This is a genomic window from Neobacillus sp. NPDC093182 (assembly GCF_044754045.1).
Genome location: NZ_JBIVOI010000013.1, coordinates 190,904 through 206,796, shown reverse-complemented (window position 1 = coordinate 206,796; position 15,893 = coordinate 190,904). Strand labels below are relative to the sequence as shown.

Below are 15,893 nucleotides of genomic sequence, written 5' to 3'. Positions count from 1 at the left end.
ACTCGCACTACCTGTCAGCTATACATTTCCGCCACAACGGCATGTTAGGGACTTTCACCCATAAGAGCGATGCGCTGCCAAGCGCACATAAAAAAGCCAGGAGATCCTGGCTTTTATTCTTCAAAGTAATCCCTAAATGCTTTTGGATTATTGGTTTCTTTTCCCTGATAATAGGGGTTATTTTCTGTAGAATCCTGCGGGTCGAGATTTGTCTTAATAACCAGGTGTGGTCCTGATGGCTGCTCCACAATGATTCTGTCGTTTAATTGGTCGAAATCAGGCAGTTTGTTATTTCCAGGCTGTCTAGGCTCCATATCTGTGACACCTCCTAAAAATAGGTTGCTGATTTTTCTTTTTTATCATACCTTCTTTCTTTTATTATAAAATAATAAAAAAGAAAAAACTAGGAAGTAGAGACTTCCTAGTTTGTTTATTCTTCTTCGACGCCGAGTAAGAAATCTGGATTTAGTTCTTCAAATTCTTCGTCGTCAACTTCCATTCCCCAATCATCGTCATCATCATGGCATCCCTTTGGATTAATGGCGACACATACTTTCGTTTCGCCAATCACTTCCACGAGGAATTCCCTTTCAACATGAACAATGATTCGATTGCCATTTGGGGAGATAACGGCTTCACAACAATTTGGCTGCTGCAAGACTCGAGCACAAATTTCATTGTCATCCAAGCAATCATGGTCACGGTATCGTAACTTAATGACATCTGTATACTGAACCTTCTCAGTGACTACTTCTGTTCTGGTATTATCATTAAATGAATACCAAACGTTGATGTCATACGAGCCGTGTATCTCTACAGTTTTGCCGACTTTTTTCGCGTTGTATTTATGGTTGATAATCCAACATCCAAGAATGCTTGTTGGACTATGTGCCGGGCTAATCGTATGATTGGACTGGGTGAATTTACGCCCTTTCGCTACTACGGCCTTCGTAATTATCTCTCTGTATTCTCCCATTTCGCGCGAACCCTCCTCATTCATTTTCATTTCATCCTATGCAAGATATTAGACTAGTGTGCGATATATTTCTGCGAATACTGGTTAAAAGTTTAGTCATAGTTCATTTTATGCGGGAGCTTTAGGTAGGTTCCTTTTTAGGCATGTACTTTACGTAAAGGGGGTATTTTTCTATTAGGGCTATTTACCGCAAAAAAAACCAGGCTTTAGAAAAGCCTGGTTTGGTTTACTTAATGTTCGTGGTCATGGTCATGGTTTCCGCAAGATCCACCGTTATTTATACTTGCACCTGTTTCACCTTTTAAGACATCTCCGCCAGTTGACTCAATAATAACATCTGTTACCTTATTAGAGATTGTAGTAGCAATCAACTGAAGCAATTCATTTACTTCCAATTGGGACTGCTTAAATTCTTGAACAACTGGAATTTCATCTAGTTCCTGTTCAATCGAAGCAATTTTGTCTTCTACTTTTTTCAATGCCTCAGGCTTTCCGTAATGCTGTAAATTAACTGCTTGTTTTTGCAAACCCTTGATATCTGAAATTAACGTACTAACCTTTGGGTTTACGTGTATCTGTGCTTCTGCACGTTTAAAGAAATCAACTTCCTCTGTTTCTGCAATCATACGTGCCAATTCTTGTGCACGAGCAACGATATCATCTTTTGTATACTTCGCCACTTTACTCCACCTCGACTGGTTCTAATTCTTCCACCATTTCTCCGTTTAATGACCATGTTTTTGTGTCAGTGATTTTCACCTTAACAATTTTACCTATTGCTGATTTAGGAGCAGCAAAATTCACAAGCTTGTTTCTAGAAGTGTATCCTGCAAGGACATCAGGATTGTTCTTGCTTTCCCCTTCAACAAGAACTTCAACAATTTGACCTTTGTACTTTTTCATTGCTTCAGCTGAAAGTTCGTTTACTAAAGCATTCAATCTTTGCAGACGGTCTTTCTTTACCTCCATTGGGACATTATCCTGCATTTTTGCTGCCGGTGTGCCTTCACGTGGAGAATAAATGAACGTATAAGCTAGTTCATAGCCCACTTCACGATATAAAGATAACGTTTCTTCAAATTGTTCATCCGTTTCATTTGGATACCCAACGATAATGTCAGTTGTTAATGCAACATTTGGAATAGCCGCTTTAATCTTGCGAACTAGCTCTAAATATTGTTCTCTCGTATATTTACGAGCCATAATTTTTAATACATCTGTTGATCCTGATTGAACAGGCAGGTGAATATGATCCATTAGATTACCGCCTTTTGCAAGGACTTCAATCAAGTGATCATCAAAATCACGCGGGTGACTTGTTGTGAAACGAATACGCGGAATATCAATCTTCCTTAATTCATCCATAAGGTCACCTAGACCATAGTTCAAACCCTCTAGATCTTTTCCATATGCATTTACGTTTTGGCCCAACAGAGTAACTTCCTGATAACCCTGCGCAGCTAAATGACGTACTTCCTGGATAATCTCTTCCGGACGGCGGCTTCGTTCCTTACCACGTGTATAAGGTACGATACAATAGGTACAGAATTTGTCACAGCCATACATAATGTTAACCCATGCCTTAATATTTCCCCGTCTTACTTTTGGAAGGTTTTCAATCACGTCACCTTCTTTAGACCATACTTCAACAACCATTTCTTTTGACATGTACGCTTCATGTAAAATATTAGGCAGACGATGAATGTTATGTGTACCGAAGATCATGTCTACTTGATTATAGGTTTTTAAGATTTTATTGACCACAGATTCTTCCTGTGACATGCATCCACATACTCCTATGAGTAAATCAGGCTTTTCTGTCTTCAAATGTTTTAAATGTCCAAGTTCACCGAACACTTTATTTTCAGCATTTTCACGAATAGCACATGTATTTAATAGGATAACATTCGCGTCTTCTGTTTTGTCAGTCGGTTCATAGCCTAAAGCCAAAAAGATTCCAGCCATTACTTCCGTATCGTGTTCGTTCATCTGGCATCCGTACGTACGAATATAAAACTTCCTGCCTTCACCCATGCCGCGAAACTCTTCAGGAATGGAGAAATCATTGTGGTATTTTACTTCTTCTTTACCACGCTTTTTAGCGTCTTTTAGAGATGGTGCAGTAATGACTTGTTCAAAGTACTTACTATAATCCTTGGCGGATTTTTTGTCCGAAGAATTAGCAGCTTCAATTTGTTTAGATTCTAAACGTTGTTTTTCATTCATTTGTATTAAATCTCCTTTCAGTCGTTTTAATTGATGTGTCTATTAATATTAATAAAGTAAATTTTTACCTGTACATAGTGTTAGAGCGCACCTAACATACTTCTGCACATTATTATAGTATAAAGGTTAATAGGCTTGAAAACAATAGAAAATCCCGTAGCAGCACACTACGGGACTTTTCAAATTGCTATTACATAAATTCGCCAACTAATTTATCAAAATATTGTTGGTCAAGGTTTAAATCAGCCTGTGATAAAGGAGTTTCAGAGTAACCATTGATTAATTCCTGATAAGATTGACGTTCTGTGTTTTGATAAATTAAACCAGTAACCAAGCCATTATGCTTCATCAATGTCTGCATAGCTTCTTCACGGTTGGAAGGATCATAACCTTCAATATCGCTTAATTTAGTTAGATTTTCTTTAAACCAGTCATATGTGTTGACTTTATTGTACGTTACACATGGGCTGTATACGTTAATTAAAGAGAACCCTTTATGCTTAATACCTGCTTCAATTAAAGCAGTTAAATCCTTTAAATCAGTTGAAAAACTTTGTGCAACAAACGTCGCTCCAGCAGTTAGAGCCATCTCCATTGGAGAAATAGCTTGTTCAACCGAACCCATCGGAGTTGATTTTGTTTTAAATCCAGCAGCGGAGCGTGGAGACGTTTGTCCCTTTGTTAAGCCATAGATTTGGTTATCCATTACAACGTAAGTAATATCAATATTTCTTCGGATTGCATGGATTGTATGACCCATACCAATTGCAAAACCGTCTCCGTCACCACCGGAAGCGATAACTGTTAAATCACGGTTTGCCATTTTTACACCTTGTGCGATTGGTAATGAACGGCCATGAATTCCATGGAAGCCATATGAATTAATGTATCCGGAGATACGACCAGAACATCCGATACCAGAAATAACAGCTAAGTTTTCAGGCTCTAGACCTACATTTGCTGCTGCACGTTGCATTGCCGCTTGTACAGAGAAGTCGCCACAGCCAGGGCACCAGTTCGGTTTTACATTATTTCTAAAGTCTTTAAAAGTGGCCATGCTTAGAACAACTCCTTACATTTTGTATATACTTCGTGTGGTAGGAACGGATTCCCGTCATATTTTAAATGTTTAACTATTTTCTCAGCATGACCAACATTCATTTTCATAATGTTTGCCAATTGTCCCGTAGCGTTGTTCTCAACAACTACTACTTTTTTAGCTGAACGAACAAGTGGTAATACTTCGTCAGTTGGGAATGGGTGAATCAAACGAATTTGTGCATGGTTTACTTTTAAGCCATCGTTTTCTAAACGAACCATTGCTTCTTCAATTACACCACGGGTTGAATTGAATCCAACAAATAAGACATCAGCATCTTCATGTTTTACATTTTTATACACTGGTGTGTTGAAACGAATATTTTCTACTTTACGGAATCGCTTGTCCATTTGGGCAATTCTGTTTGCTGCAGACTCAGATGGTTTACCAGTTTCATCATGTTCAACGCCTGTTACATGGTGGATACCATTTTTCATACCAGGGATCACACGCGGTGAAACTCCATCAGCTGTCACTTCGTAACGTTTGAAATATCCTTTGTTTTCAATTTCAGGAATCTCATCTGTTACCAGTTTACCACGTCTAATTTCAACTTTATCCATACTTAATGGTTCAACAGTCTGTTTACCTAGAGATAATTGAAGATCAGAAAGAATGATAACAGGACATTGATATTCTTCAGCAAGGTTAAATGCCTCAGCAGTATCATAGAATGCTTCTTCTACAGTACTTGGAGCCATAACGATTTTAGGGATTTCTCCATGAGTTCCATAGATCATCGCCATTAAATCTGACTGTTCTTGTTTTGTTGGTAATCCTGTAGATGGACCTCCACGCTGTGTATCAACAATAACAAGTGGAGTTTCTGTAATACCAGATAGACCAATTGCTTCCATTTTTAAAGATAGTCCTGGACCAGCAGAAGCGGTAATCGTACGAACACCAGCATAGTTTGCACCAATTGCCATTGTACAAGCAGCAATTTCATCCTCTGTTTGAATAACCGAACCGCCTAGCGCAGGTAATTTTTTAATTAAATATTCCATTATTTCAGAAGCTGGTGTAATTGGATAAGCAGCCATGAAACGGCAGCCAGCTGCAACTGCTCCCAATGCAATCGCGTCATTACCAATCATGAACATACGCTTCTTGCCATCAGCTTTTTCAAGCTCCATTATTTCAATCCCGTCTACAAGCTGTTTCTTCATATAATCATATCCAGCTTGAATGGCATCCATGTTTTTCGCAACTACTTGTGCACCTTTTTTACCAAAAATCTCTTGAACTACTTCTTCAAAAACATGAATATCAAGATTCAAGACAGCCGATGTAGCACCAATAGCTACCATGTTTTTCATTAGGGAAGTTCCTAATTCAGTAGCAATTTCTGTAAATGGAACCGCATACAATGATGCTTCTGTATCTTCTGGTTTCTTTGGCGTGAATTTTGCATCTGCAAGGATTACACCTTTGCTGTGTAACTCTTTGTAGTTTAAATCGATTGTCTCTTGGTCAAAAGCGACAAGAATATCAAGATCATCAGAGATTGAACGAACTTCAGTCGTACTTACTCTGATCTTGTTGTTTGTATGACCGCCTTTAATACGAGATGAAAAGTGACGATAACCATACAAGTAATAACCGAGGCGATTCAATGCAATTGCAAATATTTCCCCTGTACTTTCAATACCTTCCCCTTGTTGTCCGCCAACTTTCCACGAAAGTTGATTGATCATGACTTACACCCCTTTGGATATGTAAAAAATATATTTTAAAATCACTAATAGTGTAGCACTTTTCCGAGTAAATCACTAGAATTTAGCCTTTTAAAGCACTAAAAACTAAATAATATGAATTCAGAATATGTACTAAACGCTTACAATTCTAGACCTCTAATCCAAAAATTGCAACCCTTTCAGACGAAATATTGTCTAAAATATGAATATTTTTTTATATTATAAAAATTGACTTTTAGTAAATCTGAATATCTCACTTTAAAATTGTTATAAAACGTTGTTGTTATGCGATTTATTACTAAATTTAATAAAATATATTACATTAATACTCTATCATGGAAAACGTTTTCATTTATATTAGAATAACATTATAATAATAATTTGTACATAAAAATACCTGCTTATAAATTAAGCAGGTACAAGTTTGTTTTATTCATCCTGTTTCACATCATTGATTCTATCTCTTTCATCTTGGTTCAACAATAAGCTTTATAGCCGTGCGTTCTTCACCATCAATCTGAATATCAGTGAACGCAGGGATGCAAATCAAATCAACTCCGCTAGGTGCTACAAATCCTCTTGCAATCGCTACTGCCTTAACAGCTTGATTCAATGCACCTGCACCAATCGCCTGTATTTCTGCTGCACCTCTTTCACGCAGAACTCCAGCAAGTGCACCAGCTACAGAATTAGGATTAGATTTTGCTGAAACTTTTAATATTTCCATTCCTAGCTCCCCCTTGTATAATCCCGATCCTGGCATGAGCAGTTTCATGAGCAAATCAGGTATATAAGATTCCACTGCTACTATATTCATTCTGCAAAAGACATATTCCGGCTTGGACAAAAAAAGTGCTTTTTTATCAGTAAAAAGAAATAACCTTCCATAAGTGGAAGGCTAAGAAAACCAAGGATTATCTTCATTTATTAAAATTCTTTCCATTTTTTTGCACTTTCCAGTTTTTCTGTCAAGTTCCATGTAGACGCCGCTAAGCTGGGTTCTGCCCGATTTAGGGACTTCAAATCTTACAGGAAGGCTTGTAAGAAATTTTGTGATGACCGCTTCCCTCTCCATACCAAGAATTCCATCATATGGACCTGTCATCCCTACATCTGTCAAATAGCCTGTCCCGTTTGGCAGGACGCGGCTATCCGCTGTTTGCACATGTGTATGGGTACCTACAACTGCGGAAACCCTCCCATCTAAATACCAGCCCATTGCTTGTTTTTCACTGGTAGCTTCTGCATGAAAATCCACAAAGATAAAGGGTGTACGCTCTTGAGCGATTTCCACTAATTCATCTGCCTTTTTAAAAGGACAATCTAACGGAGGCATAAAGGTTCGCCCCTGCAAATTGATGACAGCTACTTCTATGTCATTCACCTTAAAAAACGCTAACCCTTTTCCTGGAGTCCCTTCTGGAAAGTTTGCAGGACGTACCATATTCTTTGCTGATTCGATAAATTCAAAAATCTCCTTGTTATCCCACGAGTGATTTCCAAGGGTTACAGCCTGAGCGCCCGCACCTAAAAACTCTCGGTAGATTTTTTCTGTAATACCTCTGCCTCCCGCGGCGTTTTCACCATTAATAATTGTAAAATTTGGTCGATATTTTTCCTTGATTTTCGGCACATACTCTTTTACCATATCTCGACCTGGTGATCCTACAACATCTCCAATAAATAATAAGTTCATTTGTTTTCCTTTCGAAAGCATTTATTTACTATAAATTGTATCACACTTTTATTTTATTTAACCTTAAGTGGGATTACAAAAAAAATAAAGCGGTGCGAAAGCACCGCTTTATTTTGCGTATTCTACAGCCCGTGTTTCACGGATGACTGTCACTTTAATGTGTCCTGGATAATCCAGTTCTTCTTCGATTCGTTTTCGAATATCGCGAGCCAGACGATGTGCAGCTAGATCATCAACCGCATCTGGTCTTACAATGATACGTACCTCTCGGCCAGCTTGGATTGCAAAGGATTTCTCAACACCCTCATAAGACTCAGAAATTTCCTCCAGCTTTTCTAAACGGCGGATATAGTTTTCTAGAGTCTCACTGCGTGCACCAGGTCTCGCAGCTGATAATGCGTCAGCAGCAGCCACTAGAACTGCAATGGTTGATGTTGGTTCCGTGTCACCATGGTGTGAAGCAATACTATTGATAACCACTGGGTGTTCCTTGTATTTAGTTGCAAGTTCAACCCCAATTTCAACATGGCTTCCTTCTACTTCATGGTCAATTGCTTTTCCGATATCGTGTAATAGACCTGCACGTCGTGCCAGTGTTTCATCCTCACCAAGTTCAGCTGCAAGCAAGCCCGAGAGCTGTGCAACCTCCATTGAGTGCTTTAAGACATTTTGACCGTAACTTGTACGGAACTTTAATCGTCCTAGGATTTTAATCAGATCCGGATGTAATCCATGAACTCCGACTTCAAAAGTCGTTTGTTCACCGACTTCACGGATGTACTCATCCACTTCACGACGAGATTTTTCGACCATTTCCTCAATTCGTGCAGGATGGATTCTTCCATCTTGGACTAACTTTTCAAGCGCTAATCGCGCTGTTTCTCGACGAATCGGGTCGAATCCTGATAGAATTACAGCTTCTGGAGTATCATCGATAATCAAGTCAATTCCTGTAAGTGTCTCTAGTGTACGGATATTTCTTCCTTCACGGCCAATAATACGGCCTTTCATCTCATCATTTGGAAGGTTGACTACAGATACAGTCGTTTCCGCAACATGGTCAGCAGCGCAACGCTGGATTGCTAGCGAAAGAATTTCCTTCGCTTTCTTATCTGCTTCCTCTTTCGCGCGGTTTTCACTTTCCTTAATCATTATCGCAGTGTCGTAGGTTAATTCCTGCTCCATTTTATCGATAATGATGTTCTTCGCTTCCTCACGAGTCAAACTCGAAATACGTTCAAGTTCAGTTTGTTGTGTTCGTACCAACTCGTCCACTTTGCTTTCCATCTGTTCAATATGCTGTTGTCTTTGGTTTAGAGAATCATCCTTCTTTTCTAACAGAATTTCTCGTTTATTTAACGATTCATCCTTTCGATCTAAATTCTCTTCTCTTTGCAGTAAACGGTTTTCTTGTTTTTGCAGTTCATTTCTTCGTTCACGAACCTCACGTTCGGCTTCTGTACGAAGCTTGTGAATTTCATCCTTTGCCTCTAGCAATGCTTCTTTTTTCAATGTATCAGCATCACGCTTCGCATCTTCAAGAATCTGCTCAGCAGCATTCTTTGCACCTGCTATTTTTGCTTCAGCAATGGATTTACGAACAAAATAGCCAACAACGGCACCGACGATAATGCCAAGCAAAATGGAGATGATAGTAATAGGTTCCATCGTTACACCTCCTCTTGCTATGAACTTTTGTTACACTTTTTAAGTGTCGGCATGTACATTGGTTAGGTTCAACATACAGCAAGCACCAGGCTTTTCATTGTAATATTAACAAAAATGTAAAATATACATGTTAATTGTAAATGTGTGTATATTCATTGTCAAGGGTAACTCCTGACAGCTTTTTGAAATATTTAGACTTTGTTCATATTTTAACAATATAAAAAGTATTATCAAATGAATAAATATGCATACATATTTATAATTATCCGTTTTATTAAAAAGAGCAAAACCTAATCGGCTTTGCTCTTTTTGTTAGTCTATTAATTCGAACTGTTCATCGTCATCGGCTTCAGTGACTATTTTTTCCCCGTCTAATCCGAAGTGTTCACGAATCTTTTGTTGAATTTCAAGACGAACACTTGGATTTTCTCTTAAGAAAGTCTTTGCATTTTCACGGCCTTGACCGATTCTTTCTTCATTGTATGAATACCAAGAACCGCTCTTTTGAACGATATCTAATTCAGAGCCAATATCAATGATCTCGCCCTCTTTAGAAATTCCTTCACCATACATAATATCCACTTCAGCTGTACGGAATGGAGGCGCAACTTTATTTTTAACAACCTTAATTTTGGTTTTGTTTCCAACCACGTCCGTACCTTGTTTAATAGCTTCTCCACGACGTACTTCCACACGAATCGTTGAGTAGAATTTTAACGCACGACCACCAGGAGTTGTCTCAGGGTTTCCAAACATAACTCCAATTTTTTCACGAACCTGGTTGATAAAGATTGCAATTGTCTTCGATTTGTTAATGACACCAGAAAGTTTACGGAGTGCTTGAGACATCAAACGGGCTTGAAGACCCATGTGAGAATCTCCCATTTCTCCTTCAATTTCTGCTTTTGGAACTAGTGCTGCAACGGAATCGACTACTAGAATATCAATTGCACCGCTTCGTACAAGTGCCTCTGCGATCTCTAGCGCCTGTTCCCCTGTATCAGGCTGGGATAACAATAACTCATCGATGTTTACCCCTAGTTTTTGTGCATATGCTGGGTCAAGTGCGTGCTCAGCGTCGATAAATGCTGCTTGTCCGCCTGCTGCTTGTACTTCTGCAATTGCATGTAAAGCAACAGTTGTTTTACCAGAGCTTTCGGGTCCGTAAATTTCGATAATTCTTCCTCTAGGATATCCGCCAACACCAAGTGCTGAATCTACGGCTAATGAGCCACTTGGACTTGTTAAAATCCTTGTGTCTGTCTTCTCTCCCATTTTCATGATGGAACCTTTACCAAATTGCTTTTCTATCTGTTTTAGCGCCATTTCTAAGGCCGCTTTACGATCACTCACTACTAGTTCCTCCTTTATATCTAAAAACCTAAGTTTTACTGCTAAAAATTTTTAATTTAAAACCTATTAATAATATAACCTCTTTTAGGATATTTGTCGAGCAAAAAGACGAACATTCATTCGATTAATTTGAATCTAATAGTCATGTAAAAACAGGTAATTCCGCCAGCCATTTATTTATTTTCAATTACCTTTTTTATTGATTTTTACTTACTCTTCTATTGTCAGAAAATAAACTATAAAATAAAAAATCACAGAGAGCTTAGTTAGCTTTCTGTGATTCTTGCAAATGCTTTATTAAATAATAGCAGCCATATTTTACTGAACGGCTCCGGTTTGCTTCTCTTGAACCGCCAAGTTCCAGTTTTTCAACCACTGTTTGCTTTCCTCTAATCGATATCCCAATGTAGACTGTTCCTACAGGTTTACCCTCCATATCATCGGGACCTGCAACACCAGTGAAACTAATCCCAATATCAGCAGAGACTAATGCCGCAACATTTTCAGCCAGCTCTTTCGCACACTCATGACTTACTACCCCAAATTTTTCAATCGTTTCCTTTTTAACTCCTAAGACTTTCTCCTTAACCTCATTCGTATAACAAACCACTCCGCCCTTGAGGACTGAACTAACACCGGGTACACTCGTTAGTTCCTGCTGAAACAATCCTCCTGTTAAGCTCTCTGCAGCCGAGATTGTTAATTTCTTGTCTTTTAAAACTCTCATAAGTTCAGCTACTAGAGAAGTATTGTCATACCCATATAAAAACTGCCCAACACGAGCTCTAATGTTACCCTCTACTTCATCAAGCATTAACTCTGCCGTTTGCAAATCTTGGTGCTTCGCGGTTAGCCGTAACGTGCATTCTCCTTCTGCAGCGAGCGGGGCAATCGTTGGATTTGTCTGTTGTTCTATTAAATCAATGATTTCCGTTTCTAACGCTGCCTCACCAATTCCAAAGAACCTTAAAACTCTAGAAACTATTTTCTCATCCGTTTTTACTTGTTTGGATAAAGCTGCAGTACCAAAGTGTAAAAACATTGGCTCCATTTCTTTCGGCGGTCCTGGCAGCAGCATATATACGCAATTACCATTCTCGACCATCATGCCTGGTGCCATCCCATGATGATTTGGAAGGATAGTAGAATCCTCTAAAACGAGGGCCTGCTTCTTATTATTTTCAGTCATTACCCTATTTCCCTTTTTAAAATAAAGTTCAATAGATTCTAATGCTTCTTGATCCATTACTAGATTTTTTCCTAAATGCCGGGCAATTGTTTCCTTCGTTAAATCATCTTTTGTGGGTCCCAGCCCTCCAGTAAAAATGATTAAATTTGACCGTTTTTCTGCAATTTCTATTACAGACTTTAATCGGTCAGGATTATCACCAACCACCGTATGAAAAAAAACATTAATTCCTAGTCCTGCAAGTTGCTGTGAAATAAACCGTGCATTACTATTAACGATTTGACCCAGTAGTAATTCAGAACCAACAGCAATAATTTCTGCATTCATCATCCGTTACCCCAAGTTCTATTTAGAATTTTTGAAAACATGCATATTCTTCGAAAAATAATCCCAGCCCGACCAGATCGTAAAAATTAACGCAACCCATAATGCTACATCATCAAATGGAAATCCAATCATTTCAAAAATAATATTATGTAATAAAAGTGCAGATATTGCGATAATTTGTGCCCAGGTTTTAATTTTACCGAGATTATTAGCAGCTACCACTTCGCCGCCCTCCACGAGCAAGAGACGAAGGCCGGTGACAGCAAATTCCCTGCTTATGATTACAATAACAATCCAAGAGGCTGCATATCCAAGATCAACAAGGACAACCAGCGCTGCAGAGACAAGAAGTTTATCTGCCAGCGGATCGAGGAATTTCCCCATATTTGTAACAAGATTATATTTTCGTGCATAATAGCCATCTACCCAATCTGTAGCAGATGCAAAAATAAAGATTAACGCTCCAACAAAATGGGTTACCGGAAGGTCAGCTCCCAGTAAATGCATGTTTCCCCAATCAAAGGGGAAAAGCATAATTATCAAGAAAATAGGAATTAAAAGAATCCTTGATATCGTTATTTGATTTGGTACATTCATTGTTTTTCCTCCAGGTAATAGTAAGAACGAAAAATAGTCATCACTAGATGACTATTCGTTCTTCGGAACATATTGAATCGTAATGTTCTGTTGAACCACATCAGCAGGTGCGATTGCATACTCAAGCTTTTGGTCATTTACGTAAATCTCAGTATCGACGGTTCTGCCAACGACAATGACTGCTTTGGTGTCGCCCGTTAAATCTACTTCTGTGCTTTGCGTACCAGTGGTTGATAATAAACCCTGAAACTTGGATTGACCACTGCTATTTTTAACATTTACCCATGTTTGCCCAGTTGAAACCAATTTCACAACAAATTTATCTGCATTTTTCAAATCATAGGTAGAGTTTTTCCCGCTATTTTGAACAGCAGATAATTCTTGTTTTGGAGTTTCTACAACCGGATTTTCCTCAACAGTCTTTTGTTCATCGTTCTTTTCTTCTTCATTTTCTTTTGTAGCGTCATTTTCTTCTGTATCTTCTTTTTCTGTTTCATCTGCTTTGTCCAGATTTTCAGAGCGTACAAATTTCACAGGTTCATTTTCCTTATTAATCTGGTCATTGGCCTTGTCTCCAACGTTATTAACAAAGAAATAATACAGTAACCCAGCAGCCCCAATAATAAAGACCCCTATTAAGACCTTTGGGATGATATCGAAAATTTTCGAGGAGCCTTCTGATACCGTCTTTCGCGTTTTGACCCTGGATAATTTCTCAGGTAAATCCTCATTGTGAGTTGCTGGAATTTCGTTCTTATATGTTTCAAATATTTCTTCTGGGTTAAGCTGCAGTGCTTCAGCGTATTGTTTTACAAAAGCACGAACATAAAAATTTCCGGGCATACTAGAATAATTGCCTTCTTCAATCCCTATCAAATACCGTTTTTGAATTTTTGTGATTGACTGTAAATCCTCTAAGCTTAATCCTTTGGCTAATCGCGCTTCTTTTAGTCGATTACCTAATTCAGTCACTTATTAACACCTTCCAATTAATTAAAATCCAAAATCTCCAAAATCAGATCCAGAGAATAAGTTATTTTGGTCGACAATATCATATGTAATTTCTTCGTCCGTATGGTTTCGCAGCTCAATAATATAATCAAAATCATCAAGCGTATACTCGGAATTTTGGACAAAGATATCAGGGTGTTCGACCACTTTAACCGCCGGTAAACGCATGATTTCACGAACGAGCTGCCAATGTCGTTCACTAGCACGTTTGGTTGAAACAATTCCATCAAGTATAAACAAATTGTTTTCGTTGTATTCGTCTTGAATCAGCTGGTTACGTATCGTTTGTTTTAGAAGAGTGGAAGATACAAACAACCATCGCTTGTTGGCACAAACACTCGCTGCCACTACTGACTCAGTTTTACCTACCCTCGGCATTCCACGAATACCTATCAGTTTGTGTCCTTCCTGCTTGAATAACTCTGCCATAAAATCAACCAATACACCGAGTTCACTTCGAACAAACCGGAATGTCTTTTTATCATCCGCATCACGTTGTATGTATCGGCCATGACGGACAGCCAGGCGGTCACGTAGTTTTGGTTCTCTAATCTTTATTACTTTTATTGTGTCCATTGTATTTAAAATTGACTCTAACCGTTTAATTTGGTTATCATCTTTTGCTAAGATTAATAAACCGCGTCGCCCTTCATCTACTCCATTAATGGTTACAATATTAATTGACAGCATTCCGAGCAGTGATGAAATGTCGCCCAATAAACCAGGACGGTTTTTTTGAATCTCATATTCTAAATACCACTCTTTCTTCTCCATAAAAACCTCCTTAGGCGTACGACAAATTTTTCATTTCCTCATCTATCCAATATAATATATGATTTTGATAGAAGATGAAAGCAAAAACAAGTTCAATCCCATAATTAAGTATGTATCACTCCAAAAAAGAAAAAAAGAGAGGTTGCCCTCTCTCTTAACGACTTCCATTATTTTGAACTAATTTAAGCATAATGTTTGCAATGGCTTGCTGCTCTTCTTTATCGGCAACAGACCAAAGATCTGCAAGGATTCTTTCTTGCTCGTTTTTCGGTTCTACCTGCTCTGCAAGGTAATCACCAATTTGTAATGCAAGTGCACTTATAGCACCCTCGCTCATGCCTTCATTTTGTGCTTGGTGAAGGCGGTCAGCAAGAAAATCTTCCCATTGCTTCCAGTTATCTAAAACAGACATATTCAACCCTCCTTTATAGTTGTACATTGTTATTTTGCAATGATAGGGAGGAATTTATTCATGAAAAAATATGTATAATTTATGCATACCATCCGCCATTTATCGATAAAACTTGTCCTGTAATATAGGAAGATTCATTAGATAGTAAAAATTTAACACCATTCGCAATTTCCTCAGGAACACCTAACCTGCCCATGGGAATTTCGTATTGAAGAATTTGTTTATCCTCCTCAGAGAACTGGCTCAACATTGGTGTTTCAACGGCTCCAGGAGCAATAGCATTCACCCGCACCCCATTTAATGCCACTTCTTTACTTAATGCTTTTACAAACGAAATTTGTGCTCCCTTGGCAGTCGAATAAACTACTTCGCAGGCAGCACCTGTTTGACCCCAGATGGAGGAAATAAGAATTACATTTCCTGAACGTTTTTGAATTAGTTTTGGCAGCAGTTCTTTTGTTATCATTAAAGGATTCATCACATGAACCCTCATTAATGATTCTACATCTTCCTGTTTAACATCAACCAGAAGGCCATAGTGCGTATTACCGCTGCAATGAACAATTGCATCGAGGGAGAAGATTTGAGAACAAATCTTTTTATAACCATCCGGCTCTTCTAAATTGGCTTGAATAGAAGTATATACACCGCCAAAGGGTTTAAGTTGATTTAGCAAATCCCTTATTGATGCTTCATTTTGATTAAAATGCAGATACAAATTATAGCCTAGAGAGGCTAATTTTAAAGCCACCGCTTGTCCAATTCCGCCGCTTGCTCCCGTAATTAATGCGTATTTTTCCACTTCCACATGCTTCACTCTTTCTATTATAACTACTCCTCATAATAAACGAAAAGAAAAGCGCCGGCT

General features: G+C 38.4%; 16 protein-coding genes. All 16 read right to left on the bottom strand.

Annotated features, from left to right (window positions below; genetic code table 11):
• Positions 1–113: 113 nt before the first annotated feature.
• A complete protein-coding gene (locus ACIQAA_RS22710) occupies positions 114–314 on the bottom strand; it encodes a hypothetical protein (protein WP_402624020.1) in 201 nt (66 codons plus the stop codon).
• Between the two features lie 116 nt (positions 315–430).
• A complete protein-coding gene (locus ACIQAA_RS22705) occupies positions 431–976 on the bottom strand; it encodes an outer spore coat protein CotE (RefSeq protein ID WP_402624018.1) in 546 nt (181 codons plus the stop codon).
• Positions 977–1,206: 230 nt separating this feature from the next.
• The gene (locus ACIQAA_RS22700) at positions 1,207–1,656 is read right to left on the bottom strand and encodes a YlbF/YmcA family competence regulator (RefSeq protein WP_402624015.1); all 450 of its coding nucleotides are present in this window, start codon (positions 1,654–1,656) and stop codon (positions 1,207–1,209) included.
• Position 1,657: 1 nt separating this feature from the next.
• Complete coding sequence (miaB, locus tag ACIQAA_RS22695) at positions 1,658–3,202, bottom strand: tRNA (N6-isopentenyl adenosine(37)-C2)-methylthiotransferase MiaB (RefSeq protein WP_402624012.1); 1,545 nt, start codon at positions 3,200–3,202, stop codon at positions 1,658–1,660.
• A gap of 190 nt (positions 3,203–3,392) precedes the next feature.
• Entirely contained in the window at positions 3,393–4,259 is an 867-nt protein-coding gene (locus ACIQAA_RS22690) for a 2-oxoacid:ferredoxin oxidoreductase subunit beta (protein ID WP_402624010.1), read from the bottom strand.
• 2 nt (positions 4,260–4,261) lie between these two features.
• Entirely contained in the window at positions 4,262–5,998 is a 1,737-nt protein-coding gene (locus ACIQAA_RS22685; RefSeq protein WP_402624007.1) for a 2-oxoacid:acceptor oxidoreductase subunit alpha, read from the bottom strand.
• A gap of 466 nt (positions 5,999–6,464) precedes the next feature.
• On the bottom strand, positions 6,465–6,725 hold the full coding sequence (gene spoVS / locus ACIQAA_RS22680; protein WP_003181955.1) for a stage V sporulation protein SpoVS: 261 nt from the start codon (positions 6,723–6,725) through the stop codon (positions 6,465–6,467).
• Between the two features lie 171 nt (positions 6,726–6,896).
• The gene (locus ACIQAA_RS22675; RefSeq protein ID WP_402623992.1) at positions 6,897–7,694 is read right to left on the bottom strand and encodes a TIGR00282 family metallophosphoesterase; all 798 of its coding nucleotides are present in this window, start codon (positions 7,692–7,694) and stop codon (positions 6,897–6,899) included.
• 108 nt (positions 7,695–7,802) lie between these two features.
• Positions 7,803–9,362, bottom strand: a complete 1,560-nt coding sequence (rny, locus tag ACIQAA_RS22670) for a ribonuclease Y (protein WP_402623989.1) — start codon at positions 9,360–9,362, stop codon at positions 7,803–7,805.
• Between the two features lie 312 nt (positions 9,363–9,674).
• Entirely contained in the window at positions 9,675–10,715 is a 1,041-nt protein-coding gene (recA, locus tag ACIQAA_RS22665) for a recombinase RecA (RefSeq protein ID WP_179602312.1), read from the bottom strand.
• A 262-nt stretch (positions 10,716–10,977) separates the two neighbouring features.
• Positions 10,978–12,231, bottom strand: a complete 1,254-nt coding sequence (locus tag ACIQAA_RS22660; RefSeq protein ID WP_402623986.1) for a competence/damage-inducible protein A — start codon at positions 12,229–12,231, stop codon at positions 10,978–10,980.
• 18 nt (positions 12,232–12,249) lie between these two features.
• Positions 12,250–12,828, bottom strand: a complete 579-nt coding sequence (gene pgsA, locus ACIQAA_RS22655) for a CDP-diacylglycerol--glycerol-3-phosphate 3-phosphatidyltransferase (protein WP_402623984.1) — start codon at positions 12,826–12,828, stop codon at positions 12,250–12,252.
• A 51-nt stretch (positions 12,829–12,879) separates the two neighbouring features.
• Positions 12,880–13,800, bottom strand: a complete 921-nt coding sequence (locus tag ACIQAA_RS22650; protein WP_402623981.1) for a helix-turn-helix domain-containing protein — start codon at positions 13,798–13,800, stop codon at positions 12,880–12,882.
• Positions 13,801–13,821: 21 nt separating this feature from the next.
• The gene (locus ACIQAA_RS22645) at positions 13,822–14,613 is read right to left on the bottom strand and encodes a DUF3388 domain-containing protein (RefSeq protein WP_402623978.1); all 792 of its coding nucleotides are present in this window, start codon (positions 14,611–14,613) and stop codon (positions 13,822–13,824) included.
• A gap of 154 nt (positions 14,614–14,767) precedes the next feature.
• The gene (locus ACIQAA_RS22640) at positions 14,768–15,025 is read right to left on the bottom strand and encodes a DUF3243 domain-containing protein (protein ID WP_402623976.1); all 258 of its coding nucleotides are present in this window, start codon (positions 15,023–15,025) and stop codon (positions 14,768–14,770) included.
• Between the two features lie 79 nt (positions 15,026–15,104).
• Positions 15,105–15,827: an elongation factor P 5-aminopentanone reductase gene (gene ymfI, locus ACIQAA_RS22635; RefSeq protein ID WP_402624035.1), complete on the bottom strand. Its 723-nt coding sequence runs from the start codon at positions 15,825–15,827 to the stop codon at positions 15,105–15,107.
• Positions 15,828–15,893: the final 66 nt, after the last annotated feature.

Excerpts from the sequence above, each read along its gene's own strand:
- ACIQAA_RS22705 (WP_402624018.1), bottom strand. The coding sequence starts at position 976 with ATGGGAGAATACAGAGAGATAATTACGAAGGCCGTAGTAGCGAAAGGG.
- ACIQAA_RS22685 (WP_402624007.1), bottom strand. The coding sequence starts at position 5,998 with ATGATCAATCAACTTTCGTGGAAAGTTGGCGGACAACAAGGGGAAGGT.
- ACIQAA_RS22640 (WP_402623976.1), bottom strand. The coding sequence starts at position 15,025 with ATGTCTGTTTTAGATAACTGGAAGCAATGGGAAGATTTTCTTGCTGAC.
- pgsA (WP_402623984.1), bottom strand. The coding sequence starts at position 12,828 with ATGAATGTACCAAATCAAATAACGATATCAAGGATTCTTTTAATTCCT.
- spoVS (WP_003181955.1), bottom strand. The coding sequence starts at position 6,725 with ATGGAAATATTAAAAGTTTCAGCAAAATCTAATCCTAATTCTGTAGCT.
- ACIQAA_RS22675 (WP_402623992.1), bottom strand. The coding sequence starts at position 7,694 with ATGAACTTATTATTTATTGGAGATGTTGTAGGATCACCAGGTCGAGAT.
- rny (WP_402623989.1), bottom strand. The coding sequence starts at position 9,362 with ATGGAACCTATTACTATCATCTCCATTTTGCTTGGCATTATCGTCGGT.
- ACIQAA_RS22690 (WP_402624010.1), bottom strand. The coding sequence starts at position 4,259 with ATGGCCACTTTTAAAGACTTTAGAAATAATGTAAAACCGAACTGGTGC.
- ACIQAA_RS22710 (WP_402624020.1), bottom strand. The coding sequence starts at position 314 with ATGGAGCCTAGACAGCCTGGAAATAACAAACTGCCTGATTTCGACCAA.
- ACIQAA_RS22660 (WP_402623986.1), bottom strand. The coding sequence starts at position 12,231 with ATGAATGCAGAAATTATTGCTGTTGGTTCTGAATTACTACTGGGTCAA.
- ACIQAA_RS22645 (WP_402623978.1), bottom strand. The coding sequence starts at position 14,613 with ATGGAGAAGAAAGAGTGGTATTTAGAATATGAGATTCAAAAAAACCGT.
- miaB (WP_402624012.1), bottom strand. The coding sequence starts at position 3,202 with ATGAATGAAAAACAACGTTTAGAATCTAAACAAATTGAAGCTGCTAAT.